Origin of the sequence: Staphylococcus sp. EG-SA-18 (genome assembly GCF_017151825.1) — a bacterium.
GTDB classification, from domain to species: Bacteria; Bacillota; Bacilli; order Staphylococcales; family Staphylococcaceae; genus Staphylococcus; species Staphylococcus aureus.
In genome coordinates this window covers 26,566-52,524 of record NZ_JACYVY010000004.1, presented here as the reverse complement: position 1 = coordinate 52,524, position 25,959 = coordinate 26,566, and the positions used below count along the sequence as shown (strand labels likewise).

At 33.4% G+C, this 25,959-nt stretch carries 31 protein-coding genes; 21 read left to right on the top strand and 10 right to left on the bottom strand.

What is annotated here, in order from left to right; all coding sequences use genetic code 11:
• Positions 1-41 precede the first annotated feature (41 nt).
• Together IDG66_RS01590 and IDG66_RS01585 are read left to right on the top strand one after the other, a co-directional pair.
• The gene (locus IDG66_RS01590) at positions 42-1,046 is read left to right on the top strand and encodes a ThiF family adenylyltransferase (protein WP_000076923.1); all 1,005 of its coding nucleotides are present in this window, start codon (positions 42-44) and stop codon (positions 1,044-1,046) included.
• A 30-nt stretch (positions 1,047-1,076) separates the two neighbouring features.
• On the top strand, positions 1,077-1,583 hold the full coding sequence (locus tag IDG66_RS01585; protein WP_000503820.1) for a MogA/MoaB family molybdenum cofactor biosynthesis protein: 507 nt from the start codon (positions 1,077-1,079) through the stop codon (positions 1,581-1,583).
• A 1-nt stretch (position 1,584) separates the two neighbouring features.
• On the opposite strand, the gene moaC is transcribed toward IDG66_RS01585, so the two are convergent.
• On the bottom strand, positions 1,585-2,079 hold the full coding sequence (gene moaC / locus IDG66_RS01580; RefSeq protein WP_000134536.1) for a cyclic pyranopterin monophosphate synthase MoaC: 495 nt from the start codon (positions 2,077-2,079) through the stop codon (positions 1,585-1,587).
• A gap of 62 nt (positions 2,080-2,141) precedes the next feature.
• Here moaC and IDG66_RS01575 point away from each other — a divergent pair, with 62 nt between their 5' ends.
• Genes IDG66_RS01575 through moaA form a run of 6 tightly spaced genes read left to right on the top strand, consistent with a single transcriptional unit; the run spans position 2,142 to position 6,230 of the window.
• Positions 2,142-3,401 (top strand): molybdopterin molybdotransferase MoeA, encoded by a 1,260-nt coding sequence (locus IDG66_RS01575; RefSeq protein ID WP_000259724.1) that lies wholly within the window; start codon positions 2,142-2,144, stop codon positions 3,399-3,401.
• Positions 3,398-3,883, top strand: coding sequence for a molybdopterin-guanine dinucleotide biosynthesis protein B (gene mobB / locus IDG66_RS01570; protein WP_000602937.1), 486 nt, complete (start codon positions 3,398-3,400; stop codon positions 3,881-3,883). The genes IDG66_RS01575 and mobB overlap by 4 nt, the downstream gene beginning before the upstream one ends.
• A gap of 13 nt (positions 3,884-3,896) precedes the next feature.
• On the top strand, positions 3,897-4,343 hold the full coding sequence (locus IDG66_RS01565; RefSeq protein WP_000808500.1) for a molybdenum cofactor biosynthesis protein MoaE: 447 nt from the start codon (positions 3,897-3,899) through the stop codon (positions 4,341-4,343).
• Between the two features lie 5 nt (positions 4,344-4,348).
• Entirely contained in the window at positions 4,349-4,582 is a 234-nt protein-coding gene (moaD, locus tag IDG66_RS01560; RefSeq protein ID WP_000866971.1) for a molybdopterin converting factor subunit 1, read from the top strand.
• 6 nt (positions 4,583-4,588) lie between these two features.
• On the top strand, positions 4,589-5,188 hold the full coding sequence (gene mobA, locus IDG66_RS01555) for a molybdenum cofactor guanylyltransferase MobA (RefSeq protein WP_000643988.1): 600 nt from the start codon (positions 4,589-4,591) through the stop codon (positions 5,186-5,188).
• A gap of 19 nt (positions 5,189-5,207) precedes the next feature.
• A complete protein-coding gene (moaA, locus tag IDG66_RS01550) occupies positions 5,208-6,230 on the top strand; it encodes a GTP 3',8-cyclase MoaA (protein WP_000230173.1) in 1,023 nt (340 codons plus the stop codon).
• Positions 6,231-6,511: 281 nt separating this feature from the next.
• Here the strand turns inward: moaA and IDG66_RS01545 are convergent, their stop codons facing one another.
• Positions 6,512-6,682, bottom strand: coding sequence for a hypothetical protein (locus tag IDG66_RS01545; protein ID WP_001790034.1), 171 nt, complete (start codon positions 6,680-6,682; stop codon positions 6,512-6,514).
• A gap of 125 nt (positions 6,683-6,807) precedes the next feature.
• Here IDG66_RS01545 and sarV point away from each other — a divergent pair, with 125 nt between their 5' ends.
• Positions 6,808-7,158: an HTH-type transcriptional regulator SarV gene (sarV, locus tag IDG66_RS01540; RefSeq protein ID WP_000066900.1), complete on the top strand. Its 351-nt coding sequence runs from the start codon at positions 6,808-6,810 to the stop codon at positions 7,156-7,158.
• A gap of 101 nt (positions 7,159-7,259) precedes the next feature.
• Here the strand turns inward: sarV and IDG66_RS01535 are convergent, their stop codons facing one another.
• Positions 7,260-8,471 (bottom strand): MFS transporter, encoded by a 1,212-nt coding sequence (locus IDG66_RS01535; protein ID WP_000184413.1) that lies wholly within the window; start codon positions 8,469-8,471, stop codon positions 7,260-7,262.
• Complete coding sequence (locus tag IDG66_RS01530) at positions 8,464-8,904, bottom strand: MarR family winged helix-turn-helix transcriptional regulator (RefSeq protein ID WP_000951060.1); 441 nt, start codon at positions 8,902-8,904, stop codon at positions 8,464-8,466. Before IDG66_RS01530 ends, IDG66_RS01535 begins: the two co-directional genes overlap by 8 nt.
• 161 nt (positions 8,905-9,065) lie before the next feature.
• Between IDG66_RS01530 and IDG66_RS01525 the strand changes: the two genes are divergently transcribed.
• Entirely contained in the window at positions 9,066-9,830 is a 765-nt protein-coding gene (locus IDG66_RS01525) for a VOC family protein (RefSeq protein WP_000600973.1), read from the top strand.
• Here the strand turns inward: IDG66_RS01525 and IDG66_RS01520 are convergent.
• Complete coding sequence (locus IDG66_RS01520) at positions 9,822-10,073, bottom strand: hypothetical protein (protein ID WP_001566779.1); 252 nt, start codon at positions 10,071-10,073, stop codon at positions 9,822-9,824. The genes IDG66_RS01525 and IDG66_RS01520 overlap by 9 nt on opposite strands.
• Positions 10,074-10,461: 388 nt before the next feature.
• Between IDG66_RS01520 and femX the strand changes: the two genes are divergently transcribed.
• Together femX and IDG66_RS01510 are read left to right on the top strand one after the other, a co-directional pair.
• Positions 10,462-11,727, top strand: coding sequence for a lipid II:glycine glycyltransferase (femX, locus tag IDG66_RS01515; RefSeq protein ID WP_000413863.1), 1,266 nt, complete (start codon positions 10,462-10,464; stop codon positions 11,725-11,727).
• A gap of 116 nt (positions 11,728-11,843) precedes the next feature.
• The gene (locus IDG66_RS01510) at positions 11,844-15,011 is read left to right on the top strand and encodes an efflux RND transporter permease subunit (RefSeq protein WP_000592298.1); all 3,168 of its coding nucleotides are present in this window, start codon (positions 11,844-11,846) and stop codon (positions 15,009-15,011) included.
• 183 nt (positions 15,012-15,194) lie between these two features.
• On the opposite strand, the gene mspA is transcribed toward IDG66_RS01510, so the two are convergent.
• Together mspA and IDG66_RS01500 are read right to left on the bottom strand one after the other, a co-directional pair.
• Positions 15,195-15,512 (bottom strand): membrane stabilizing protein MspA, encoded by a 318-nt coding sequence (gene mspA / locus IDG66_RS01505; protein WP_001161082.1) that lies wholly within the window; start codon positions 15,510-15,512, stop codon positions 15,195-15,197.
• A gap of 244 nt (positions 15,513-15,756) precedes the next feature.
• Positions 15,757-15,921: an SE1832 family protein gene (locus tag IDG66_RS01500; protein ID WP_000051210.1), complete on the bottom strand. Its 165-nt coding sequence runs from the start codon at positions 15,919-15,921 to the stop codon at positions 15,757-15,759.
• 132 nt (positions 15,922-16,053) lie between these two features.
• Between IDG66_RS01500 and IDG66_RS01495 the strand changes: the two genes are divergently transcribed.
• The gene (locus IDG66_RS01495) at positions 16,054-16,962 is read left to right on the top strand and encodes an AEC family transporter (protein WP_000139188.1); all 909 of its coding nucleotides are present in this window, start codon (positions 16,054-16,056) and stop codon (positions 16,960-16,962) included.
• Between the two features lie 170 nt (positions 16,963-17,132).
• Positions 17,133-17,264: a hypothetical protein gene (locus IDG66_RS01490; RefSeq protein WP_001789121.1), complete on the top strand. Its 132-nt coding sequence runs from the start codon at positions 17,133-17,135 to the stop codon at positions 17,262-17,264.
• A 116-nt stretch (positions 17,265-17,380) separates the two neighbouring features.
• Here the strand turns inward: IDG66_RS01490 and IDG66_RS01485 are convergent, their stop codons facing one another.
• Entirely contained in the window at positions 17,381-18,244 is an 864-nt protein-coding gene (locus IDG66_RS01485) for a GRP family sugar transporter (RefSeq protein WP_001159898.1), read from the bottom strand.
• Between the two features lie 180 nt (positions 18,245-18,424).
• Positions 18,425-19,312, bottom strand: a complete 888-nt coding sequence (locus IDG66_RS01480) for a GNAT family N-acetyltransferase (RefSeq protein WP_000029536.1) — start codon at positions 19,310-19,312, stop codon at positions 18,425-18,427.
• Between the two features lie 65 nt (positions 19,313-19,377).
• On the opposite strand from IDG66_RS01480, the gene IDG66_RS01475 reads away from it, so the two are divergent.
• The 3 genes from IDG66_RS01475 to stgP all read left to right on the top strand — a co-directional run bounded on the left by IDG66_RS01475 (position 19,378) and on the right by stgP (position 23,081).
• Positions 19,378-19,473 carry a hypothetical protein gene (locus IDG66_RS01475; protein ID WP_001790553.1) on the top strand — a complete coding sequence of 32 codons (96 nt, stop codon included), beginning with the start codon at positions 19,378-19,380 and terminating at the stop codon, positions 19,471-19,473.
• A gap of 25 nt (positions 19,474-19,498) precedes the next feature.
• Positions 19,499-21,634 (top strand): DNA topoisomerase III, encoded by a 2,136-nt coding sequence (locus IDG66_RS01470; RefSeq protein WP_000838479.1) that lies wholly within the window; start codon positions 19,499-19,501, stop codon positions 21,632-21,634.
• Positions 21,635-21,746: 112 nt separating this feature from the next.
• The gene (gene stgP, locus IDG66_RS01465; RefSeq protein WP_000800700.1) at positions 21,747-23,081 is read left to right on the top strand and encodes a 6-thioguanine permease StgP; all 1,335 of its coding nucleotides are present in this window, start codon (positions 21,747-21,749) and stop codon (positions 23,079-23,081) included.
• A 190-nt stretch (positions 23,082-23,271) separates the two neighbouring features.
• On the opposite strand, the gene IDG66_RS01460 is transcribed toward stgP, so the two are convergent.
• A complete protein-coding gene (locus tag IDG66_RS01460) occupies positions 23,272-23,661 on the bottom strand; it encodes a hypothetical protein (RefSeq protein ID WP_000788441.1) in 390 nt (129 codons plus the stop codon).
• Positions 23,662-24,017: 356 nt separating this feature from the next.
• Here IDG66_RS01460 and rpsJ point away from each other — a divergent pair, with 356 nt between their 5' ends.
• Genes rpsJ through rplW form a run of 4 tightly spaced genes read left to right on the top strand, consistent with a single transcriptional unit; the run spans position 24,018 to position 25,941 of the window.
• Entirely contained in the window at positions 24,018-24,326 is a 309-nt protein-coding gene (gene rpsJ / locus IDG66_RS01455) for a 30S ribosomal protein S10 (RefSeq protein ID WP_001118667.1), read from the top strand.
• 27 nt (positions 24,327-24,353) lie between these two features.
• The gene (gene rplC, locus IDG66_RS01450; RefSeq protein WP_000160212.1) at positions 24,354-25,016 is read left to right on the top strand and encodes a 50S ribosomal protein L3; all 663 of its coding nucleotides are present in this window, start codon (positions 24,354-24,356) and stop codon (positions 25,014-25,016) included.
• 26 nt (positions 25,017-25,042) lie between these two features.
• Positions 25,043-25,666, top strand: a complete 624-nt coding sequence (gene rplD / locus IDG66_RS01445) for a 50S ribosomal protein L4 (protein WP_000024827.1) — start codon at positions 25,043-25,045, stop codon at positions 25,664-25,666.
• Entirely contained in the window at positions 25,666-25,941 is a 276-nt protein-coding gene (gene rplW / locus IDG66_RS01440; protein WP_000388082.1) for a 50S ribosomal protein L23, read from the top strand. The genes rplD and rplW overlap by 1 nt, the downstream gene beginning before the upstream one ends.
• Positions 25,942-25,959: the final 18 nt, after the last annotated feature.

Sequence of the window (25,959 nt, the reverse complement as noted above, 5' to 3'; positions counted from 1 at the left end):
CATATAATGAAAGTAATGATAAAAAGAAAGGATAACTTAATGTGAGTCAAGAACGTTATTCAAGGCAAATTTTATTTAAACAAATAGGTGAAATAGGTCAAAGCAAAATAAATCAAAAATGTGCGTTGATTATTGGTATGGGCGCATTAGGTACACATGTGGCTGAAGGACTTGTTAGAGCAGGCATTGCTAAACTAATCATTGTTGATAGAGATTATATTGAATTTAGTAATTTACAAAGACAAACATTGTTTACTGAAGAAGATGCTTTGAAAATGATGCCTAAGGTGGTTGCAGCTAAAAAGCATTTGCTAGCGTTACGTAGTGATGTTGATATTGATGATTATATTGCCCATGTGGATTATTATTTTTTGGAAACACATGGACAGGACGTTGACGTTATTATTGATGCAACCGATAACTTTGAAACACGACAACTGATTAATGATTTTGCATATAAACATCGTATACCTTGGATTTATGGTGGTGTTGTACAGAGTACATATACAGAAGCTGCATTTATACCTGGTAAAACACCTTGCTTTAACTGTTTGGTACCACAATTGCCAGCATTAAATTTAACATGTGATACGGTAGGGGTCATTCAACCTGCCGTGACGATGGCAACAAGTTTACAATTAAGAGATGCGATGAAAGTATTAACGGAACAACCAATTGACACAAAAATAACTTATGGCGATATTTGGGATGGTAGTCATTATTCATTTGGTTTCAGTAAAATGCAACGTTCAGACTGTACAACTTGTGGAGATGTACCAAGTTATCCGTATTTAAACAAGAATGAACAACGTTATGCAACATTGTGTGGTAGAGACACTGTACAGTATGAAAATGCATCAATTACACACGACATTCTTGTTCAATTTTTAAAACAACATCAACTAAATTATCGCAGTAATTCGTATATGGTTATGTTTGAATTTAAAGGACACCGCATTGTTGCTTTTAAAGGTGGAAGGTTTTTAATACATGGCATGACACGCACATCAGATGCCACACATCTAATGAATTTATTGTTTGGATAAAAAAAGATAAGACAAAAGGAGTGTAATATTATGGGCGAACATCAAAACGTTAAATTGAATCGTACAGTTAAAGCAGCCGTACTAACGGTATCAGATACTAGAGACTTTGATACAGATAAAGGTGGTCAATGCGTGCGCCAACTATTACAAGCAGATGACGTTGAAGTGAGTGACGCACATTATACAATTGTGAAAGATGAAAAAGTAGCCATCACGACGCAGGTGAAGAAGTGGTTAGAAGAAGATATTGATGTCATCATTACGACTGGTGGAACAGGTATTGCACAACGTGATGTGACGATTGAAGCAGTAAAACCACTTTTAACTAAAGAGATAGAAGGCTTTGGGGAATTGTTTAGATATTTGAGTTATGTTGAAGATGTTGGCACGCGTGCATTATTGTCTCGTGCTGTAGCAGGTACAGTTAATAATAAATTGATATTTTCGATTCCAGGATCAACAGGCGCAGTTAAATTAGCATTAGAAAAGCTCATTAAACCAGAATTAAATCATCTGATTCATGAGCTTACAAAATAATTTATTGATTTGATTGGCGTTGAAAATCTCCAGATTTACCGCCAGACTTGCTTTCAAGGTAGGTTTCGCCAATAATCATACCTTTATCAACTGCTTTCGTCATGTCGTAAATGGTTAAAGCCGTTGCTGATGCAGCGGTTAAAGCTTCCATTTCAACACCGGTTTTGCCAGTTGTAGAGACAGTTGTTTGAATGTTTAAAGTATAAAGGGGTGCATTTGTTTCATCCCAGCTGAAGTGAACATCTATGCCAGTCAATGGTAATGGATGGCACATCGGAATAATTGTTGATGTATTTTTGGCAGCCATAATACCAGCGATTTGAGCAGTGTTCAATACATTGCCTTTGGTATTGGTGTTATTAGAAATCTGCTTAAAAATAGTTTTATTTACAGTAATGCTTGAATGAGCGACAGCAGTTCTTTTTGTAATTTGTTTGTCTGATACATCGACCATTTTGGCGTGGCCTTGTTGATTAATATGAGTAAACTCAGTCATTTTACCCCTCCTAGTGCATCTAGTATATCATGAAAAAATAAAAGTTTTGGAGATGATTTTTAATGGTAGTAGAAAAAAGAAACCCAATCCCAGTTAAAGAAGCAATTCAACGTATCGTTAATCAGCAGAGTTCAATGCCGGCAATTACGGTAGCACTTGAAAAAAGTCTAAATCATATCTTAGCAGAAGATATTGTAGCTACTTATGATATACCAAGGTTTGATAAATCACCTTATGATGGTTTTGCAATTCGCAGTGTTGATTCACAAGGGGCAAGTGGTCAGAATCGCATTGAGTTTAAAGTGATTGATCATATTGGTGCAGGTTCAGTTTCTGATAAATTAGTTGGGGATCACGAAGCGGTGCGTATTATGACTGGAGCACAAATACCTAATGGCGCAGATGCTGTTGTTATGTTTGAACAAACGATTGAACTAGAAGATACATTTACAATTCGTAAACCATTTTCAAAAAATGAAAATATATCTTTAAAAGGTGAAGAAACAACGACAGGCGATGTTGTTCTAAAAAAAGGACAAGTAATTAATCCAGGGGCTATCGCGGTCCTTGCAACATATGGCTATGCAGAGGTTAAAGTTATTAAGCAACCGAGTGTCGCTGTTATTGCAACAGGAAGCGAATTATTAGATGTTAATGATGTATTAGAAGATGGAAAAATTCGTAACTCTAATGGCCCAATGATTCGTGCCTTAGCAGAAAAATTAGGTCTTGAAGTTGGTATTTACAAAACACAAAAAGATGATTTAGATAGTGGCATCCAAGTCGTTAAAGAAGCTATGGAAAAACATGATATCGTTATTACAACGGGCGGAGTTTCTGTTGGAGATTTTGACTATTTACCTGAGATTTATAAGGCTGTAAAGGCGGAAGTGTTATTTAATAAAGTAGCAATGCGTCCTGGTAGCGTAACAACGGTTGCATTTGTAGATGGAAAGTATTTGTTTGGATTATCTGGAAATCCATCAGCTTGTTTTACAGGATTTGAACTATTTGTGAAACCAGCTGTTAAACATATGTGTGGCGCACTAGAAGTCTTCCCGCAAATAATTAAAGCAACATTAATGGAAGATTTTACCAAGGCAAACCCATTCACACGATTTATACGTGCTAAAGCAACGTTAACAAGTGCTGGAGCTACTGTAGTACCTTCAGGATTCAATAAATCAGGTGCGGTTGTAGCGATTGCACATGCTAACTGTATGGTCATGTTACCAGGAGGGTCACGTGGTTTTAAAGCGGGGCATACAGTAGATATTATATTGACTGAATCTGACGCTGCTGAAGAGGAACTTCTTTTATGATTTTACAAATTGTAGGTTACAAAAAGTCTGGTAAGACAACATTGATGAGGCATATTGTCTCTTTCTTAAAGTCACATGGTTATACAGTTGCTACTATTAAACATCATGGGCATGGTAAGGAAGATATTCAATTACAGGATTCAGACGTCGATCACATGAAGCATTTTGAAGCGGGGGCAGATCAAAGTATTGTACAAGGTTTTCAATATCAGCAAACTGTAACACGTGTAGATAATCAAAATCTTACTCAAATTATTGAAAAATCTGTTACAATTGACACCAATATCGTATTAGTTGAAGGCTTTAAAAATGCTGATTTTGAAAAAGTCGTAGTCTATCGAAATGAAGAAGAGTTGCAAGTATTACAACAATTGTCGAATGTTTGTTATAGCATTAATGTAAGGGAGCATGAAGATTTTACAGCATTTGAGCAATGGTTATTAAATAAAATTAAAAATGATTGTGATACACAATTAACATAGAGGATTGAAATGAATGAAACAATTTGAAATCGTGACAGAACCGATACAAACAGAACAATATCGTGAATTCACTATAAATGAATATCAAGGTGCAGTAGTTGTTTTTACCGGTCATGTTCGCGAATGGACTAAAGGCGTCAAAACGGAATATTTAGAATATGAAGCGTATATTCCAATGGCTGAAAAGAAATTGGCACAAATTGGAGATGAAATAAATGAAAAATGGCCTGGAACGATAACGAGTATTGTTCATAGAATAGGGCCATTACAAATTTCAGATATCGCTGTATTAATTGCGGTTTCTTCACCGCATCGTAAAGATGCCTATCGAGCAAATGAATATGCAATTGAGCGTATAAAAGAAATTGTTCCGATTTGGAAAAAAGAAATTTGGGAAGATGGTTCAAAATGGCAAGGGCATCAAAAAGGGAATTATGAAGAAGCGAAGAGGGAGGAATAAGAGAGATGAAGGTACTTTACTTCGCAGAAATTAAAGATATATTACAAAAAGCACAGGAAGATATTGTGCTTGAACAAGCATTGACTGTACAACAATTTGAAGATTTATTGTTTGAACGTTATCCGCAAATCAATAATAAAAAGTTTCAAGTTGCTGTAAATGAGGAATTTGTACAAAAATCGGATTTCATTCAACCTAATGATACTGTTGCATTAATTCCACCGGTTAGTGGAGGTTAAGGGAGCATGAAAGCAATAATTCTTGCAGGTGGTCATTCAGTGCGATTTGGTAAGCCCAAAGCTTTTGCGGAAGTGAACGGTGAGACCTTTTATAGTAGAGTAATTAAGACATTAGAATCAACAAATATGTTCAATGAAATTATTATTAGTACAAATGCGCAATTGGCAACGCAATTTAAATATCCAAATGTTGTTATAGATGATGAGAATCATAATGATAAAGGTCCATTAGCAGGAATTTATACAATCATGAAGCAACATCCTGAAGAAGAATTGTTTTTTGTCGTTTCTGTTGATACACCAATGATTACTGGTAAAGCTGTAAGCACGTTGTATCAGTTTTTAGTTTCTCATCTTATTGAAAATCATTTAGATGTCGCAGCTTTTAAAGAAGATGGACGTTTTATTCCAACAATTGCATTTTATAGTCCGAATGCATTAGGCGCTATAACTAAAGCACTACATTCTGATAATTACAGTTTTAAAAATGTATATCATGAATTATCAACGGATTATTTGGATGTAAGGGATGTAGATGCGCCCTCATATTGGTACAAAAATATAAATTATCAGCATGATTTGGACGCTTTAATTCAAAAATTGTAAGCTGTTAGGAGGTCCACAAATGGTAGAACAAATAAAAGATAAACTAGGACGTCCCATCCGTGACTTACGGTTATCTGTGACAGATCGGTGTAACTTTAGGTGTGATTATTGCATGCCTAAAGAGGTATTTGGAGATGATTTCGTATTTTTACCTAAAAATGAACTTTTAACGTTTGATGAAATGGCTAGAATCGCTAAGGTATATGCAGAATTAGGTGTAAAAAAAATACGCATTACAGGTGGAGAACCATTGATGCGACGGGATTTAGATGTACTTATAGCTAAATTAAATCAAATCGATGGTATTGAAGATATTGGTTTGACTACAAATGGTTTGTTATTAAAAAAGCATGGACAAAAGTTATATGATGCTGGGCTGCGCAGAATTAATGTCAGTTTGGATGCTATTGATGATACGCTATTTCAATCAATCAATAATCGTAATATTAAAGCGACTACGATTTTAGAACAAATTGATTACGCGACGTCTATTGGTTTGAATGTAAAAGTAAATGTTGTTATACAAAAAGGTATTAACGATGATCAAATCATACCAATGCTTGAATATTTTAAAGATAAACATATAGAGATTCGATTTATAGAATTTATGGATGTTGGTAATGATAATGGATGGGATTTCAGTAAAGTTGTAACTAAAGATGAAATGCTTACAATGATAGAGCAGCACTTTGAAATCGATCCTGTAGAACCAAAATATTTTGGGGAAGTAGCAAAATATTATCGCCATAAGGATAATGGTGTTCAATTTGGTTTGATTACAAGTGTTTCACAATCATTTTGTTCTACATGTACACGCGCAAGGCTGTCATCAGATGGGAAGTTTTACGGATGTTTATTTGCAACTGTCGATGGATTTAACGTTAAAGCGTTTATTCGTTCTGGCGTGACCGACGAAGAATTAAAAGAACAATTTAAAGCTTTATGGCAAATAAGAGATGATCGATATTCAGATGAGAGAACTGCTCAAACAGTTGCCAATCGTCAACGTAAAAAGATAAACATGAATTATATTGGTGGTTAATGTGTAGGGACCACTACATATTAAATCATTAGAGATGTTTTAATATTTCTGTCTTACTCCCTAAAATACAATATTATTTATTAAAGTAAAAACGGTCATATCTATGCCAGATTTAATAGAAATGATCGTTTTTAAAGTTTTTACAAGTTGGCGGGGCCCCAACACAGAAGCTGACAGAAAGTCAGCTTACAATAATGTGCAAGTTGGCGGGGCCCCAACATAGAAGGTGACGAAAAGTCAGCTTACAATAATGTGCAAGTTGGGGAACAACGAAATAAATTTTATGAGAATATCATTTCTATCCCACTCTTAAGAATCACTACATAATAAATCTTTAGTGGTTCTTTAACATTGATGTCACACTCCATGCCATTGAGTTGTAATATATCTTTTTTAGGTATAAATGTTGTCGAATAAACAACAAGTTGTCCAAAAGATATAAATCTAAACAAGATATAGCCAGCAATTTAATATTTGTAATAGATAAAATGCTAAGTTTGATATATAATAAATTTAAGTAATTGTATAATAATATGAATTACAAACATCTAAGAAGAAACATAGGAGGCATCATATTATGAGTAATAAAGTTCAACGTTTTATAGAAGCAGAAAGGGAGTTAAGTCAGTTAAAGCACTGGTTAAAAACAACACATAAGATTTCAATTGAAGAATTTGTAGTACTTTTTAAAGTGTATGAAGCTGAAAAGATTAGCGGTAAAGAATTGAGAGATACATTACATTTTGAAATGCTATGGGATACAAGTAAAATCGATGTGATTATCCGTAAAATCTATAAAAAAGAGCTTATTTCTAAATTGCGTTCTGAAACGGATGAAAGACAAGTATTCTATTTCTATAGTACTTCTCAAAAGAAATTGTTAGATAAAATTACTAAAGAAATAGAAGTGTTAAGCGTTACAAACTAAAAACTTAAAAAGCATGCCAATCAGTACATCATAATTGCGTCTTGGGGACAGACAAATGATGAATAGAGATTGGCATGCTTTTTAATTTTGAATATAAATATTTAGTTCATGGCATTTCTAGTTACATGACGTCCATGAATTAAGAAGTAAACAAGCATAGTAATGATTGCTAAAGCGGCCATAAAGCCGAAGATTTCACTATATGAAAACATATGAGTAAATAACCCAAGGAATGATGGACCGAAGCCGACACCTGCATCTAGACCAACGTAAAAAGTAGATGTCGCGATACCATATTTAATCGGAGGTGAGACTTTTATCGCAATAGATTGCATTGCAGATGATAAATTTCCATACCCTAAACCTAGGCAAGCACCAGCAAGTAATATTAACCAGCTTTGATAGCTTGAAATTAAGCATACAAATGAAAGGAAAAGCATGATAAATGCTGGGTAGACAATAATATTTTCATTTTTATCATCCATCAATCTACCAGCAATAGGTCTAGTAATTAACGATGCTATAGCATAGCAAATAAAGAAATAGCTTGCTGCAGTTACTAGGTGTCGCTCTAAAGCAAATGCTTGTAAATAAGTTAGGATGGACGCATAGGTAACGCCAATTAAAAGCATAATTACAGCAACAGGAATGGCCTCTTTTGCAATAAATTGATGAATACTAAATCTTGGTTTATCAATGACATTAGTTTCAGTTTTATTATTTGTTACTTCGAAATCAACTTTTATAAATAATGAGATAATGAGTCCGAGTATGCCTAATATGACACAAATAATAAACAGTAAATCAATTGGGTATTTTGTAATAAGTAACATGCCTAGAAATGGGCCAATCGCTGTACCTAATACTAAACTTAAGGAAAATAAACTGATGCCTTCACTTTTTCTATTAACAGGGGTAACGTATGCCGCAATAGTACCTGTTGCAGTTGTCACAACTGCAGTTGCGATACCGTTTATGAGACGTACAAAGATTAAAAAAGCTAAAGATCCATCAATAAAATAAAGTAATTGCGTGATAATTAAAGCAATTAAACCAATAAATAATAATCGTTTAGGTCCGATTTGATTTACAAATTTACCTGTAGCAAATCGACCAATTAAAGACCCGACAATAAATAGTCCTACAACTAATCCGGCTAATGAATCGGAAGCGTCGAAAGCTTGCTTACTATAGCCAGCAATAACTACAAGTAACAAATACATGCATAGGTATACGATAAAGTTGACAAAAAAGTTGATTGTAAAACTTTTGGTGAAAATAGGTGATTTATTTAATGAGCCTTGATTAGTCATTGTGTGTCTCCTTTAATAATATTTTATGAATTTGATTCATCACATTTATGGTTTCTTGCATTTGATCTTGCGAAATGTTTGTTTTGGCAACTACTGCTTGTTGGAGCTTTTGTACATCAAGACAAACAATCTCATATAATTCATGCCCTTTAGGTGTTAAAGTTAAAAACTTTTGTCGTTTATCCTCTAAACTGTTTTCAACTGTTATAAGGTCATTTTCTATTAGAGCTTTTAAAGTTTTTCTTGCAGTAGGCTTTTCAATTGCACGTCTATGTGAAATTTCAATAAGAGTAGTGGGCTGATGTTTAGCGATATCGCGTAAGATTAACCATTGGCCATAATATATATTGTGTTTTTCTAAAATCGGCTCGGCTAATTTTAAATAGGGGCGATATATTGTTATAAAACTATTGAAAAATTCTTGTGATAGCATAGTGACATCTCCTAAGACAAAATAGTTAGCTTAGCTAACCTTTTTACAACAATAGTAATTATAAAACGGGAGCAATTAGAAATCAATATATAATTATTAAGAGCAAAAATATTTATACTTTGTTAAAATAAGCGTAATTACATGTAAATAGGGGGATACTAATGATATTGAAATTTGATCACATCATTCATTATATAGATCAGTTAGATCGGTTTAGTTTTCCAGGAGATGTTATAAAATTACATTCAGGTGGGTATCATCATAAATATGGAACATTCAATAAATTAGGTTATATCAATGAAAATTATATTGAGCTACTGGATGTAGAAAATAATGAAAAGTTGAAAAAGATGGCAAAAACGATAGAAGGTGGAGTCGCTTTTGCTACTCAAATTGTTCAAGAGAAGTATGAGCAAGGCTTTAAAAATATTTGTTTGCGTACAAATAATATTGAGGCAGTTAAAAATAAACTACAAAGTGAGCGGGTTGAAGTAGTAGGTCCGATTCAAATGGAAAGAGATACACATAAAGATGGTAAGGTAAAGTGGCAATTGCTTTATATAATGAATCAGGATGATGATGAAATTAAGCCACCATTTTTTATTCAATGGGAAGAAAGTGATTCCATGCGTACTAAAAAATTGCAAAAATATTTTCAAAAACAATTTTCAATTGAAACTGTTATTGTGAAAAGTAAAAACCGATCACAAACAGTATCGAATTGGTTGAAATGGTTTGATATGGACATTGTAGAAGAGAATGACCATTACACAGATTTGATTTTAAAAAATGATGATATTTATTTTAGAATTGAAGATGGTAAAGTTTCAAAATATCATTCGGTTATCATAAAAGACGCACAAGCAACTTCACCATATTCAATTTTTATCAGAGGTGCTATTTATCGCTTTGAACCATTAGTATAAATATACGTAAGTGCTATGAGCGAGAATGCCCATATGAATAATGGCAAGCACAATGGAAAGAATCGTTAATATATTATTTAATCGTGATGACTTAATTAAAATGAAAAAGATTGATAATATAAATGTGAAAAAGATAAGTATAACCCGTAAACTAAAGTAATTCACGGTGAGAGGTTGACTCAATGTCATAATGATTGCAACGATGTTCATAATTATAAATAGACTTAAAATAATTGTTCTCATATCAAACACCTCATTGTTAGATTATTGACATTATAACAGGGGTAATTGTATATGAACATTAATGTGGTTGCTTGAGGAAAAATTTATTCATTGAAGTCAAGTTGGTTCATTTTAGAAATGAATATCGTGTTAGATGATGAAAGTATATTGAAGTATAGGTAACTAGTTGAAAAGTATTAATTGTACGATAACATTAAATTTAACACGAAACATAGATATAAAATGATTCACAATTAAAATGGGTAAATTTGAACTTGCTAAACTATTAATTGGAGCATGGACATTTCAAAAATAAGAGTTCAAATCTTACACAAGCTCTGAATCGACACTATAAGATACAAACTGTATAATTAAAGGTATTGTTAAATAGAAGGAGATATCATAAATCATGGAAAAGATGCATATCACTAATCAGGAACATGACGCATTTGTTAAATCCCACCCCAATGGAGATTTATTACAATTAACGAAATGGGCAGAAACAAAGAAATTAACTGGATGGTACGCGCGAAGAATCGCTGTAGGTCGTGACGGTGAAGTTCAGGGTGTTGCGCAGTTACTTTTTAAAAAAGTACCTAAATTACCGTATACGCTATGTTATATTTCACGTGGTTTTGTTGTTGATTATAGTAATAAAGAAGCGTTAAATGCATTGTTAGACAGTGCAAAAGAAATTGCTAAAGCTGAGAAAGCGTATGCAATTAAAATCGATCCTGATGTTGAAGTTGATAAAGGTACAGATGCTTTGCAAAATTTGAAAGCGCTTGGTTTTAAACATAAAGGATTTAAAGAAGGTTTATCAAAAGACTACATCCAACCACGTATGACTATGATTACACCAATTGATAAAAATGATGATGAGTTATTAAATAGTTTTGAACGCCGAAATCGTTCAAAAGTGCGCTTGGCTTTAAAGCGAGGTACGACAGTGGAACGATCTGATAGAGAAGGTTTAAAAACATTTGCTGAGTTAATGAAAATCACTGGGGAACGCGATGGCTTCTTAACGCGTGATATTAGTTACTTTGAAAATATTTATGATGCGTTGCATGAAGATGGAGATGCTGAACTATTTTTAGTAAAGTTGGATCCAAAAGAAAATATAGCGAAAGTAAATCAAGAATTGAATGAACTTCATGCCGAAATTGCTAAATGGCAGCAGAAGATGGAAACATCTGAAAAGCAAGCTAAAAAAGCGCAAAATATGATTAATGATGCGCAAAATAAAATTGCTAAAAATGAAGATTTAAAACGAGACCTAGAAGCTTTAGAAAAGGAACATCCTGAAGGTATTTATCTTTCTGGTGCACTATTAATGTTTGCTGGCTCAAAATCATATTACTTATATGGTGCGTCTTCTAATGAATTTAGAGATTTTTTACCAAATCATCATATGCAGTATACGATGATGAAGTATGCACGTGAACATGGTGCAACAACTTACGATTTCGGTGGTACAGATAATGATCCAGATAAAGACTCAGAACATTATGGATTATGGGCATTTAAAAAAGTGTGGGGAACATACTTAAGTGAAAAGATTGGTGAATTTGATTATGTATTGAATCAGCCATTGTACCAATTAATTGAGCAAGTTAAACCGCGTTTAACAAAAGCTAAAATTAAAATATCTCGTAAATTAAAACGAAAATAGATTAACGACTGAAATCTGAACGCTCATAAGACTGTCATTTGCGTTCAGATTTTTTTACACAATATAGAATGGTTGAGTAAAATATTTTTGAATATAGTGAAAGAGGGGGAAGTACTGTGATAAAAAAGCTATTACAATTTTCTTTAGGGAATAAGTTTGCTATCTTTTTAATGGTTGTTTTAGTTGTCTTGGGCGGTGTATATGCGAGTGCTAAATTGAAATTAGAATTACTACCAAATGTACAAAATCCAGTTATTTCAGTTACAACAACAATGCCGGGTGCAACGCCACAAAGTACCCAAGATGAAATAAGTAGTAAAATTGACAATCAAGTAAGATCATTGGCATATGTGAAAAATGTTAAAACGCAATCCATACAGAATGCTTCAATTGTAACAGTTGAATATGAAAATAATACAGATATGGATAAAGCAGAAGAACAGCTTAAAAAAGAAATCGATAAAATTAAATTTAAAGATGAAGTTGGTCAACCAGAATTAAGACGTAATTCGATGGACGCTTTTCCGGTTTTAGCATATTCATTTTCAAATAAAGAGAATGACTTGAAAAAAGTAACGAAAGTACTGAATGAACAATTAATACCAAAATTACAAACGGTAGATGGTGTGCAAAATGCGCAATTAAATGGGCAGACGAACCGTGAAATCACCCTTAAATTTAAGCAAAATGAACTTGAAAAATATGGGTTGACTGCTGATGATGTAGAAAACTATCTAAAAACGGCAACAAGAACAACACCACTTGGATTGTTCCAATTTGGTGATAAAGATAAATCAATTGTTGTTGATGGTCAATATCAATCTGTTGATGCTTTTAAAAACATAAATATTCCATTAACGTTTGCAGGAGGACAAGGGCAATCTCAATCCCAAAGTGACAATAAACAAAATTCAGCCATGTCAGACGTTAATCAGGCATCACCACAGCAAAATTCAAAAGCGTCAGCACCAAATAATATAAGTGGTATGCCGACAGCGAAACTAGGAGATTTAGCTGATATTACAGTTGGTGATGTGCGTACTTCTATTTCTAAAACGAATGGAAAGGATGCGGTTAATCTACAAATAACTAAAGCTCAAGATGCCAATACAGTTCAAGTAGCCAAAGATGTACAACGTAAAATTGATACATTCGTTGATGAAAATAAAGATTTTAATGTCACAAAAACAATGGATACTGCAAAGCCTGTTGAGAAATCACTTTATACGATGGTTGAAAAAGCATCATTAGGTACAATCGTGGCAATTATAGTTATTTTGCTGTTTTTAAGAAACATTCGTACGACGGCAATTTCTATTATATCCATTCCGTTATCACTTCTTATGGCGCTTATTGCTCTGAAATTGAGTGATGTTTCATTGAATATACTAACGTTAGGTGCATTAACAGTAGCGATTGGACGTGTGATAGACGATTCGATTGTAGTTGTTGAAAATATTTATCGACGCTTAACAGATTCAGAAGAACAATTAAAAGGTGAAAATTTAATTATCAGTGCGACAACTGAAGTATTTAAACCAATAATGTCATCGACACTAGTTACTATTATCGTCTTCTTACCACTTGTGTTTGTATCAGGTTCAGTAGGCGAAATGTTTAGACCTTTTGCATTGGCTATTGCATTTAGTTTATTAGCATCGTTATTAGTGTCAATTACACTCGTTCCAGCTTTGGCAGCAACACTATTTAAAAAAGGCGTTAAACGTCGTAATAAACAACATCAAGAAGGATTAGGTGTTGTTAGTACAACTTATAAAAAAGTATTGCATTGGTCACTAAATCATAAGTGGATTGTAATTATATTAAGTACTTTAATTTTGGTTGTAACTATTGTATTTGGAGGACCGAGACTAGGCACTAGCTTTATTTCAGCAGGTGACGATAAATTTTTAGCTATTACTTATACACCGAAGCCTGGTGAAACGGAGCAAGCAGTGTTGAATCATGCGAAAGATGTTGAAAAATATTTAAAACAGAAAAAGCATGTAAAAACAATTCAATACTCAGTTGGTGGTAGTAGTCCAGTAGATCCAACGGGTAGTACAAATAGTATGGCAATCATGGTTGAATATGATAATGACACGCCTAATTTTGATGTAGAAGCGGATAAGGTTATTAAACATGCAGATGGCTTTAAACATCCTGGAGAGTGGAAAAATCAAGATTTAGGAACAGGTGCAGGTAATAAATCTGTAGAGGTTACTGTAAAAGGTCCATCAATGGATGCCATAAAATCAACTGTAAAAGATATTGAACAGAAAATGAAACAGGTTAAAGGACTAGCCAATGTCAAATCTGATTTATCGCAAACATATGACCAGTATGAAATTAAAGTTGATCAAAATAAAGCGGCAGAAAATGGTATTTCTGCAAGTCAACTTGCAATGCACTTGAATGAAAACTTACCAGAAAAAACAGTTACGACTGTTAAAGAAAATGGTAAAACTGTTGATGTTAAAGTCAAACAAAATAAGCAAACAGACTGGTCAGAAGATAAGTTGAATAATATAACTTTGAAAAAGCCGACTGGTGGTACGATTAAATTGGGAAATATCGCTACGTTAGTTAAAACAACGACACCAAGTAAATTGACGCAAGAACAAGGAGATTATGCAACGACGGTATCTGCTAAAGTAACAAATAAAGATGTGGGTGGCACAACACGACAAGTGATGTCTAAAATAAATAATTTGGACAAACCGAATAATGTAAAGGTTAATATCGGTGGTGCATCAGATGATATTAACAATGCAATGACACAATTAGCCTTTGCAATGTTAGCTGCGATCATTATCGTATATTTAATCCTAGTTATTACATTTAAAGGTGGCTTAGCACCATTTACAATTCTATTCTCTTTACCATTTACAGTTATCGGTGTAATTATTGCACTATTAATCACAGGAGAAACAATATCAGTACCAAGTTTAATTGGTATGCTAATGTTAATTGGAATCGTAGTAACAAATGCCATTGTGTTAATAGACCGTGTCATTAATAATGAGCAGCAGGGCATGGAGATGAAAGAAGCATTAATCGAAGCAGGCGGTACTAGAATTAGACCGATATTAATGACGGCAATTGCAACAATCGGTGCATTAGTTCCTTTGTTATTTGGTCAAGATAGCTCGATTCTTATTTCGAAAGGATTAGCCGCTACAGTTATTGGTGGTTTAATTTCATCAACTTTATTAACACTTGTAGTTGTACCAGTAATATATGAAATTCTCTTTACTTTGAAAAAACGATTCACTAAACGATAGATAATATAAAAGCCATAAAAGCGGTCATGATATTGACTACTTTTATGGCTTTTTAAAATTTGAAATTTTAGATCTTATTTCACGTGCGATTTAATCGATGTGTTAATAAAACAATGCTGGCATTCAACATGTACGATAATAAAATAAAATTGCAATTATGTTATTGCATGTTTTGTTTATTACTTAGAATAATACGATGGTTAAGATGAAATATATGACAAAGATAAATAATGACATTAAATTCAAGATGTTTACACCTTTTAGATCTTTTTTAAGCATTTTAAATCCTGTCACTTCGACATTACCGACTAAGAGTAATAAGACGATAAATACCCACCAATTCTCTTTTGGAAAACTCATCATCGTTAATGCTAAGACGAATAATAACAACACACCCATAATAATTCTCAAAATGCGAGTAAATACAACTTCCATTTTAAAAATACTAATAAAACTAACAATTAGATAAAGTATTGCTAGTAAAATCAGATAAAATTGCATATGATAACTTCCTCTCCGTTTCAAAGGGTTCATGTAGTACAGCAGCGTAGAAAACATAAATAGCAGTGTTGGGATAGATATGCGTGTATGTTGTTAATGAAACACTAAATCATAACACGACAACATCTTGTGATTCTAGATGTAATTGAGCGAAAAATAAAGCAATTCATCAATATAACGTATTCAGAGCAATGCTAGTCAAATTTATGTAACGAAAAGCATTTATTGCTTGAATGATAGATTATTAATCTTGCATTTGAGCGCGAACGTTTCTAATTTCATTTTCAATATCTTTAAGTTGACGAACAAGTGCGGAAGTATCTAAATTCAAAGATTCCCGTTTTTCTAAGTCACCTTGAAGACGAACATAATCATATTTAAGTTCGGCTAGTTGGTTTTCTAAAGACATACTATAACACTCCTTTGAAATATAATTAAGTGCATTTAATGTAGATTATAGCATGAAACAGTAGACTTCTAAAATATCTGTGGAGTATGTTAAAGTTATAAATTATGAAGATTATTGAAAGAAGGGATAACAGTGACAGAACAATTTACTATGATTATTTTATTAATTGCGCTTGGTTACTTTTTGAAGCGCATTAATTTTATAAAAGCAACAGATAGTCAAGTCATTGCTACATTAGTTCTTAATGTCACACTCCCATCTTTAGTTATTGTGAATTTAAACAGTGCAGAATTAAAATTGTCATTCTCCATTTTACCAATTTTAATGATTATATATGGTATTGTGGCGAAAATGATTGCTGTCTGGTTTTTTAGAAAATATGATAATCACATGCGTGGATCAGTAGGTATGATGACTGGTGCTATGAATATTGGATTGTTTGCATATCCACTAATTGAAGTGATATGGCCTAAAACGGGACTTATTTATTTTGTTATGGCTGATATAGGTGGTGCCTTTGTGATGTTTGGAATTACTTACTTTGTAGGTAGCTACTTTAGTGAAGGTAGTGATCAATTCGATTTTAAATATTTAGGTAAGAAATTATTACAATCAGTGCCACTCGTTACATACATTGTAATGTTTATATTGAATATAAGTCACATCCATTTACCACATGTGGCAATCGATTTCTTTAGCATACTTTCCCATGCAAATATGCCGTTATCAATGATTTTGCTAGGTGTCATGTTGAATTTTACTCTGGAAAGAAAGTATATACCTGCTACTATTAAATATTTATGTTTGCATTATGGATTAGCATTAGTTGCGGGATTGTTAGTATATGTGTTGTTACCAGTATCAGATGATATGATTAAGACGACATTGTTGGTCACTTGGATGTTCCCGGTAGGTGTTGCAATTATTTCTTATGGTATTCAGTTTAAATATCGAACACTGCCATTTATAGGTATGACGACCAATTTGACAATCATTATTAGTATCATTATTTTGTACGTGTATCAGGCAGTGTTTGTCTAGTTTACACATTTGAAAATAAAATCCATTTTAGTATTCGTAGAAAATGAGAGCCCCCTTTACCACAATATGTAAATGTATATTGTGAAAAGGGGGCTTTTATTTATGACATAGTTGTTCAACTCATACATTCAAGTTGATAATGCAGTGCGTTATGCAGCTATCCACTTCATATGTATGGCGCATACTTGATATATGAATATCATCAAGATTTTAAAAGTATCGCTAATTTTAAAGTCTTAAAACGCATGATTAATGTCATGATGTGTTATTGCGTTTTGTTTTTAGAGCCACGTATTTCCTAGGACATATAGAGGAACATTCAACGTAAAATTCCCGAAAATTAATTTTAATCATTCTATAAGTGAATGGTTATTTTCAGAAGTGATTACATTTTTACGTTACATGAGTATTTAACTTTCTATTTCAAATTACCTAGAATTATAGCAGCTATCACGATAATAATAATACCTGCCCAAATACCCGTCATCTGACGACGATCTTTTCTTTCTCCTAAAATGAAAATACCGCCTAAGGTTGAAACGATAACAAGTAACTGTGATAATGAGAAACTTGTAGCTACACCAACTTTTGGTTGAGAATAGAACATGAACAAGTTACCAATTCCCCAAATCACACCTGGCAATAGATTAAGTGCTGTTGATTTAAGTGATGTTTTATGATTCATGGATAGGATAAAGCCACCAATTGCCATACCGACAGATTGGAAGAACAATGCATCAGTTCCACCAACACCAAAGATGTCACCAAGTACAACGAAACCTACATATCCAACTGTAGATACAATTAAAATACCCATTGCTTTTTTAAATTCAGGATTATCTGATTGACGTTCATTTTTAGCTTTAAGTGAAGTAAGTGCTACACCAGTAACTAATAATATCATGGCGATTAAACCAAAGATAATTTGAGTCATTGAAGACCATTCACCTAAAAAGATAACGCTGAATAATGTTGTACCAACTAATTGCATACCTGTAGAAACTGGCATAGTATTTGATACACCGATTAAACTAATAGATTTAAGCTGATTCGCTTGTCCAAACGCCCATAATGCACCAGAAATAAGACCGACAATAATTACAGTAGGATTATTGAATTTTGCGAAACCAGTAATAAGTAAACCTAATCCAACAATGAGTGCGCCTAGCGTCGTACCACGAATTTGGTTGTAAGGTCCACCGCCGACGAACACATTAATAAGAACGACACTTCCCCAGAATAAAGCAGGTAAAAGTGCGATTAAGAAATCAAGAAATTGCAAGACTACTCACTCTCCTATACTATTTATGCAAGTGCTCCCCTTAATTGACACTTGCATGTTATTGTAAAGCATTCTGCCCTAATAGTAAAAAACAACTACTTATAATTTTCAATATTTACAAAAAGTAGAAAAACCCACAATACATGCTAATGATGTACTGTAGGGTATTTGCTTGGTGTTTTATTCAGGGATTGTTTGATCTTTTACGTTACGTGATTCGAATTTGAATTTAATGTACTCATAGTTGATATGGAAACCTAGACCATTAAATCGTTCGATGAGTTTATTATTTTTATTACGAATTTTAAAATAAACTTTTCTAATATCAAAATTATCAAAAGCATATTGCAATGCATACGCAAGCAACTCGAAAGCGATACCTTTCAAACGGTAATCTACATGAGAACTGAAGTATTTAATCTCGGCGATTGACTGTTGTGAATCAATTTCAAGGTATAAATAACCTTTAAGTAAACCTTCGCTAACAAATAAAAACAAATGATGATGGTCGTCTAAACTATCAATGATATCTTGTGGTGACTGTGCCTGATATTTAAATGTAGTTGTGTGTAATTTGCTGAAAGCACGATAAAACCCTTTGTGATAAGGAATGATATTTGGTTGGTGCATATCTTCTTCTAATCTTGTACGGGCTTCTATGTAATAGTCAGTGAAGTTATAACTTGCTTGAATAACTTTCATTAATGGTTTGTATTGTTGAATGCCTTCTTCAAAAGAAAAGTTAAAGACGGCATCGTCAGGTTGGTTCGAAGTCATTGCTTTAAATAGCGTTTCAAACGTATCGACAGATAATACATAATTGTCAGCCACGAAAGGGCCTATGACTTTGAATTTATTTTTATCGTATGCAAAAGACAATATGATTGCTTTGATTGAATCGTTTTCTTTAATCGAAAATACACCAGGTGATTCAATCGCATCGGTTATTAATACATCTATTTCATTGTACTGTTGAGGAAGTTTATATAAGTATGATGCTGATTCATAATTCGAATGTTCAATGAACGATTTTATTTGTGTAATATCATATAACTGAACTATGCTCATGTCATTACCTCCGTGCTTTTTGTTACTTTTATTATATAGTATTTCAACTGAAATGAAAGTTAATAGTGATATTAACATGTTACAATACATTTAACACATCATTTGCAATCATTGAATTTAAATCAAAGATTAGTGGAATAGATGAAGCACGTTCGAAATAAAAGAACGTATGAGAAAGGATAATTTATGAAATCTTTAATATTAGCTGAAAAACCATCAGTCGCAAGAGATATTGCTGATGCTTTACAAATAAATCAGAAGCGTAATGGTTACTTTGAAAATAACCAATATATTGTCACGTGGGCGTTAGGTCATCTAGTGACAAATGCGACACCTGAACAATACGATAAAAATTTAAAGGAATGGCGATTAGAAGACCTTCCAATTATACCTAAATATATGAAAACTGTTGTTATTGGTAAAACAAGCAAACAATTTAAAACAGTAAAAGCGTTAATTTTAGATAATAAAGTGAAAGATATTATTATTGCAACAGATGCTGGACGAGAAGGTGAACTAGTTGCAAGATTGATTTTGGATAAAGTTGGTAACAAAAAGCCAATCCGTCGATTATGGATTAGCTCAGTTACTAAAAAAGCTATTCAACAAGGTTTTAAAAATTTAAAAGACGGTCGTCAATATAACGATTTGTATTATGCAGCGTTAGCGAGAAGTGAGGCAGATTGGATTGTTGGGATTAATGCAACGCGTGCACTAACAACAAAGTATGATGCACAGCTATCCCTGGGACGTGTTCAGACACCAACGATTCAATTAGTAAATACACGACAACAAGAGATTAATCAGTTCAAACCACAACAATACTTTACATTATCATTAACGGTAAAAGGGTTTGATTTTCAGCTAGAATCAAATCAGCGATATACCAATAAAGAAACTTTAGAACAGATGGTTAATAATTTGAAAAATGTCGATGGTAAGATTAAATCTGTTGCTACTAAACATAAGAAGTCGTATCCGCAATCACTGTACAATTTAACAGATTTACAACAAGATATGTATAGACGTTATAAAATTGGACCTAAAGAAACATTGAATACACTTCAAAGCTTATATGAGAGACATAAAGTCGTAACCTATCCAAGAACAGATTCAAACTATTTAACAACTGATATGGTAGATACTATGAAAGAACGTATTCAGGCGACGATGGCAACAACATATAAAGACCAAGCACGCCCATTAATGTCTAAAACATTTTCATCAAAAATGTCGATATTTAATAATCAAAAAGTATCTGATCACCATGCAATTATTCCTACAGAAGTGAGACCTGTCATGTCAGACTTAAGTAATAGAGAATTAAAGTTATACGATATGATTGTCGAGCGTTTTTTAGAAGCTTTAATGCCTCCGCACGAGTATGACGCGATAACTGTAACTTTAGAGGTTGCAGGGCACACATTTGTTTTGAAAGAGAATGTAACAACTGTTTTAGGTTTTAAATCTATTAGACAAGGTGAATCTATTACAGAGATGCAACAGCCTTTTTCAGAAGGCGATGAAGTGAAGATTTCAAAAACAAATATTAGAGAACATGAAACAACACCTCCAGAATATTTTAATGAAGGTTCGTTATTAAAAGCGATGGAGAACCCTCAGAACTTTATTCAATTGAAGGATAAAAAATATGCGCAAACTTTAAAACAAACAGGTGGTATCGGCACAGTTGCAACAAGGGCCGACATTATCGATAAATTATTTAATATGAATGCCATTGAATCAAGAGACGGTAAAATTAAAGTAACGTCAAAAGGTAAACAAATATTAGAATTAGCACCAGAAGAATTAACGTCGCCACTTTTAACTGCACAATGGGAAGAAAAATTACTTTTAATTGAACGTGGTAAATATCAGGCGAAAACATTCATTAATGAAATGAAAGATTTTACGAAAGATGTTGTAAATGGGATTAAAAATAGTGATCGTAAATATAAACACGATAATTTAACAACCACAGAATGCCCAACGTGTGGTAAATTCATGATTAAAGTTAAAACTAAAAATGGTCAGATGCTTGTGTGCCAAGATCCATCTTGTAAGACGAAAAAGAATGTACAGCGCAAAACAAATGCAAGATGTCCAAACTGTAAAAAGAAATTAACGTTGTTTGGTAAAGGGAAAGAAGCGGTATATCGTTGTGTTTGTGGACATTCTGAAACGCAAGCACATATGGATCAGCGTATGAAGTCTAAATCCTCTGGTAAAGTATCTCGTAAAGAAATGAAAAAGTATATGAATAAAAATGAAGGTTTAGACAATAATCCGTTTAAAGATGCATTAAAGAACTTGAATTTATAGATAAAATCGAACAAAGTTGAATCAGAAAAACGAAAAGTTCGCTTTTGGTATTGTTTTTTATTAAGAATGATATTAAACTATTAAGGTATTTTAAAAAAAGGAGCATCCATTCGTGAAAAACTATTTCCAGTTCGATAAATATGGAACAAACTTTAAAAGAGAAATCTTAGGCGGTATCACAACTTTCTTATCTATGGCCTATATTTTAGCAGTTAACCCGCAAGTTTTAAGTTTAGCAGGTGTTAAAGGCGTATCAGAAGATATGAAAATGGACCAAGGTGCCATTTTTGTAGCGACTGCATTAGCAGCATTTGTAGGCTCGCTATTCATGGGGCTAATAGCTAAATATCCAATTGCGTTAGCACCAGGTATGGGATTAAATGCATTCTTTGCATTTACTGTTGTGTTAACCATGGGTATTCCTTGGCAAGTTGGTTTAACAGGCGTTTTATTCTCAGGTATATTCTTTGCGATATTAACCGTCACAGGGTTTAGGGAAGTTATTATTAATGCAATTCCTTATCAAATGAAGATGGCTGTTTCAGCAGGTATAGGATTATTCATTACATTTGTAGGTTTACAAAGTTCGGGTATTATAGTTAAAAATGAATCTACATTAGTAACATTGGGACATTTAACTGATCCACCAGTACTTTTGGCGATATTCGGTATCGTTATTACAGTTATTTTATATGCAATTAAATTGCCGGGTTCTATCTTTATCGGTATGATCATCACAGCAATCGTTGGTATGTTCACTGGATTGATTCAAATGCCATCTGGTATTGTAGGTAAGATTCCAAGTATTGAACCAACGTTCGGTGCTGCATTTGAAGCGTTTAAAGACCCAAGTCAATTATTAACGATACAGTTCTTAATTGTTATTTTAACGTTCTTATTTATTGATTTCTTTGATACAGCTGGTACATTAGTAGCTGTTGCTACTCAAGCAGGTATTATGAAAGATAATAAATTACCAAGAGCTGGTAGAGCATTGTTCTCAGATTCTTTAGCTACGATTGTAGGATCAGTTTTTGGAACAACTACAACAACTTCTTATATCGAATCAACTTCAGGTGTTGCTGTAGGTGCTAGAACAGGATTTGCTAGTATCGTAACAGGTTGTTGTTTCCTATTAGCGCTGTTCTTTAGTCCGTTAATCGCTGTTGTAACAAGTGCAGTTACGACACCAGCTTTAGTGGTGGTAGGTGTATTAATGGCTGCAAACTTTGCTGAGATAAACTGGAAAAGTTTTGAAGTTGCAGTGCCAGCATTCATTACAATCATTATGATGCCTTTATCATACTCAATTGCAACTGGTATTGCGTGTGGATTTATTTTCTATCCAATTACAATGCTTATCTCTAAAAAACATAAAGAAGTACATCCGATAATGTATGTATTAATGGTACTATTCATTCTGTACTTCATATTTGTTCATGGTTAAATCCAGACACAAAAAACGACTGCCAATGATTGGTAGTCGTTTTTTCTTTGAAGTAAGGATAAAATAAGAAGCGAAATAACATAAAGCAATATTATGAATGTCTTTAAATATCCGATATAAATATACTTCTTTTAAAATTGTTGGACGTGTTTCTTCTATATTATATACCTGATTAAAAAGGTTTTAAGAATTATTCTCTATGTCCATCTTTGTATTGTGTGTAAATGACACGAGCATTTTTATTAGGTATATAGGTTGGCGCTGATAATACAACTAGGACAAATAGAATCATTAGGAAAAATAAAATCCAATGAATCAAAATTCCTAAGAAGGGGATGATAGCTAAAAAACTACCTACTATACCAAATATTGGAATAATCGCTATAGGTCTAATCGCATTTTGTCTATTCACTAATAATATAATAGTAAGAATTAGATAAAGTAATGCATTAAAGATTAAAGGCTGCCATCCAAAACTTAAAATAAACGTTGCACCTAAAAAAGGAATGCCATAGAAAAACTCACAAAGTATTAAAAAGATACCTATAAGTGCTAAAGATAATTTTGGTCCATTTTTCATATTCATTCACCACCGTTCTTATGACTAATTATATAGAATAATTTTCAATGATAATAATAAAATGATTCAAGGTACGAATTTACAATAAAGAAGGAAATAAAAAATATCTCGAAAATAGTTGAACTGACTAAGTATATAAAGTAAAATATAAAAGTATGTGTTAGACAGATAGAAAAATTATGTGAAAAGCCTTGATTTATCGATGTTTTTCGTGTAATATAACTAACGTTGGACTTTAAGAAAAGCGATGAAGCGAAAGGTTACTGACACACCCGGCCGCTTTGCCATGGCGCTGTGTAAGATAGTTTTCGTGGAGAAGTCTATCACTAAATGTAGACGAATAAGGAGGGAAAATTATGGCAAAACAAAAAATCAGAATCAGATTAAAAGCTTATGATCACCGCGTGATTGATCAATCAGCAGAGAAGATTGTAGAAACAGCGAAACGTTCTGGTGCAGATGTTTCTGGACCAATTCCGTTACCAACTGAGAAATCAGTTTACACAATCATCCGTGCCGTGCATAAGTATAAAGATTCACGTGAACAATTCGAACAACGTACACACAAACGTTTAATCGATATTGTAAACCCAACACCAAAAACAGTTGACGCTTTAATGGGCTTAAACTTACCATCTGGTGTAGACATCGAAATCAAATTATAATAGACAATTTTAGGAGGTGGACTTTCGATGACCAAAGGAATCTTAGGAAGAAAAATTGGGATGACACAAGTATTCGGAGAAAACGGTGAATTAATCCCTGTAACAGTAGTAGAAGCTAAAGAAAATGTTGTATTACAAAAGAAAACTGTAGAAGTTGATGGATACAACGCAATCCAAGTTGGATTTGAAGACAAAAAAGCATACAAAAAAGATGCAAAATCTAATAAATATGCTAATAAACCAGCTGAAGGTCACGCTAAAAAAGCTGACGCAGCACCTAAGCGCTTCATTCGTGAATTCCGCAATGTAGACGTGGATGCTTACGAAGTAGGTCAAGAAGTCTCAGTAGATACTTTTGTAGCTGGCGACGTTATTGACGTAACAGGCGTATCAAAAGGTAAAGGTTTCCAAGGTGCAATTAAACGCCACGGACAATCTCGTGGACCTATGTCACACGGTTCTCATTTCCACAGAGCACCAGGTTCTGTAGGTATGGCTTCAGATGCTTCTAGAGTATTTAAAGGCCAAAAAATGCCAGGACGTATGGGTGGAAACACTGTAACTGTTCAAAACTTAGAAGTAGTTCAAGTTGACACAGAAAACAAAGTTATCTTAGTAAAAGGTAACGTACCTGGACCTAAAAAAGGTTTAGTAGAAATCAGAACTTCAATTAAAAAAGGTAATAAATAATAAGAAGTGAAAGGAGGAAATGCATAATGGCTAATTATGATGTTTTAAAATTAGACGGAACTAAATCAGGTTCAATCGAATTAAGCGATGCAGTATTCGGTATTGAGCCAAATAATAGCGTTTTATTCGAAGCTATTAATTTACAACGTGCTTCATTACGTCAAGGTACGCATGCTGTTAAGAATCGTTCAGCAGTAAGCGGTGGCGGACGTAAACCATGGAAGCAAAAAGGAACAGGTCGTGCTCGTCAAGGTACAATCCGTGCTCCACAATGGCGTGGCGGTGGTATCGTATTCGGACCAACTCCAAGAAGTTATGCATACAAAATGCCTAAGAAAATGCGTCGTTTAGCTTTACGCTCAGCATTATCTTTCAAAGCTCAAGAGAATGGCTTAACTGTAGTTGACGCATTCAACTTCGAAGCTCCAAAAACTAAAGAATTCAAAAATGTATTATCTACATTAGAACAACCTAAAAAAGTATTAGTAGTTACTGAAAACGAAGATGTAAATGTTGAATTATCAGCACGCAACATCCCTGGCGTTCAAGTGACAACTGCTCAAGGTTTAAATGTTTTAGATATCACTAATGCTGACAGCTTAGTAATTACTGAAGCTGCTGCTAAAAAAGTTGAGGAGGTGCTCGGATAATGGAAGCAAGAGATATTCTTAAGCGCCCCGTAATCACTGAGAAATCTTCTGAAGCAATGGCTGAAGACAAATACACTTTCGACGTTGATACTCGTGTTAACAAAACACAAGTAAAAATGGCTGTTGAAGAAATCTTCAACGTAAAAGTTGCAAGTGTTAATATCATGAATTACAAACCTAAGAAAAAACGTATGGGCCGTTACCAAGGCTATACAAACAAAAGAAGAAAAGCGATTGTAACTCTTAAAGAAGGATCAATCGACTTATTTAACTAATAAAACAATTACCATTAA

Bases quoted from the DNA above. Each gene is read 5' to 3' on its own strand.
- rplW (WP_000388082.1), top strand. From the start codon at position 25,666: ATGGAAGCAAGAGATATTCTTAAGCGCCCCGTAATCACTGAGAAATCT.
- moaD (WP_000866971.1), top strand. From the start codon at position 4,349: ATGAAGGTACTTTACTTCGCAGAAATTAAAGATATATTACAAAAAGCA.
- moaC (WP_000134536.1), bottom strand. From the start codon at position 2,079: ATGACTGAGTTTACTCATATTAATCAACAAGGCCACGCCAAAATGGTC.
- IDG66_RS01575 (WP_000259724.1), top strand. From the start codon at position 2,142: ATGGTAGTAGAAAAAAGAAACCCAATCCCAGTTAAAGAAGCAATTCAA.
- IDG66_RS01480 (WP_000029536.1), bottom strand. From the start codon at position 19,312: ATGAGCATAGTTCAGTTATATGATATTACACAAATAAAATCGTTCATT.
- IDG66_RS01490 (WP_001789121.1), top strand. From the start codon at position 17,133: ATGTATGGCGCATACTTGATATATGAATATCATCAAGATTTTAAAAGT.
- rplD (WP_000024827.1), top strand. From the start codon at position 25,043: ATGGCTAATTATGATGTTTTAAAATTAGACGGAACTAAATCAGGTTCA.
- moaA (WP_000230173.1), top strand. From the start codon at position 5,208: ATGGTAGAACAAATAAAAGATAAACTAGGACGTCCCATCCGTGACTTA.
- IDG66_RS01500 (WP_000051210.1), bottom strand. From the start codon at position 15,921: ATGTCTTTAGAAAACCAACTAGCCGAACTTAAATATGATTATGTTCGT.
- femX (WP_000413863.1), top strand. From the start codon at position 10,462: ATGGAAAAGATGCATATCACTAATCAGGAACATGACGCATTTGTTAAA.
- rpsJ (WP_001118667.1), top strand. From the start codon at position 24,018: ATGGCAAAACAAAAAATCAGAATCAGATTAAAAGCTTATGATCACCGC.
- IDG66_RS01530 (WP_000951060.1), bottom strand. From the start codon at position 8,904: ATGCTATCACAAGAATTTTTCAATAGTTTTATAACAATATATCGCCCC.
- rplC (WP_000160212.1), top strand. From the start codon at position 24,354: ATGACCAAAGGAATCTTAGGAAGAAAAATTGGGATGACACAAGTATTC.
- mobB (WP_000602937.1), top strand. From the start codon at position 3,398: ATGATTTTACAAATTGTAGGTTACAAAAAGTCTGGTAAGACAACATTG.
- mspA (WP_001161082.1), bottom strand. From the start codon at position 15,512: ATGCAATTTTATCTGATTTTACTAGCAATACTTTATCTAATTGTTAGT.
- IDG66_RS01565 (WP_000808500.1), top strand. From the start codon at position 3,897: ATGAAACAATTTGAAATCGTGACAGAACCGATACAAACAGAACAATAT.
- sarV (WP_000066900.1), top strand. From the start codon at position 6,808: ATGAGTAATAAAGTTCAACGTTTTATAGAAGCAGAAAGGGAGTTAAGT.
- IDG66_RS01460 (WP_000788441.1), bottom strand. From the start codon at position 23,661: ATGAAAAATGGACCAAAATTATCTTTAGCACTTATAGGTATCTTTTTA.
- IDG66_RS01520 (WP_001566779.1), bottom strand. From the start codon at position 10,073: ATGAGAACAATTATTTTAAGTCTATTTATAATTATGAACATCGTTGCA.
- IDG66_RS01470 (WP_000838479.1), top strand. From the start codon at position 19,499: ATGAAATCTTTAATATTAGCTGAAAAACCATCAGTCGCAAGAGATATT.
- mobA (WP_000643988.1), top strand. From the start codon at position 4,589: ATGAAAGCAATAATTCTTGCAGGTGGTCATTCAGTGCGATTTGGTAAG.
- IDG66_RS01585 (WP_000503820.1), top strand. From the start codon at position 1,077: ATGGGCGAACATCAAAACGTTAAATTGAATCGTACAGTTAAAGCAGCC.
- IDG66_RS01535 (WP_000184413.1), bottom strand. From the start codon at position 8,471: ATGACTAATCAAGGCTCATTAAATAAATCACCTATTTTCACCAAAAGT.
- IDG66_RS01525 (WP_000600973.1), top strand. From the start codon at position 9,066: ATGATATTGAAATTTGATCACATCATTCATTATATAGATCAGTTAGAT.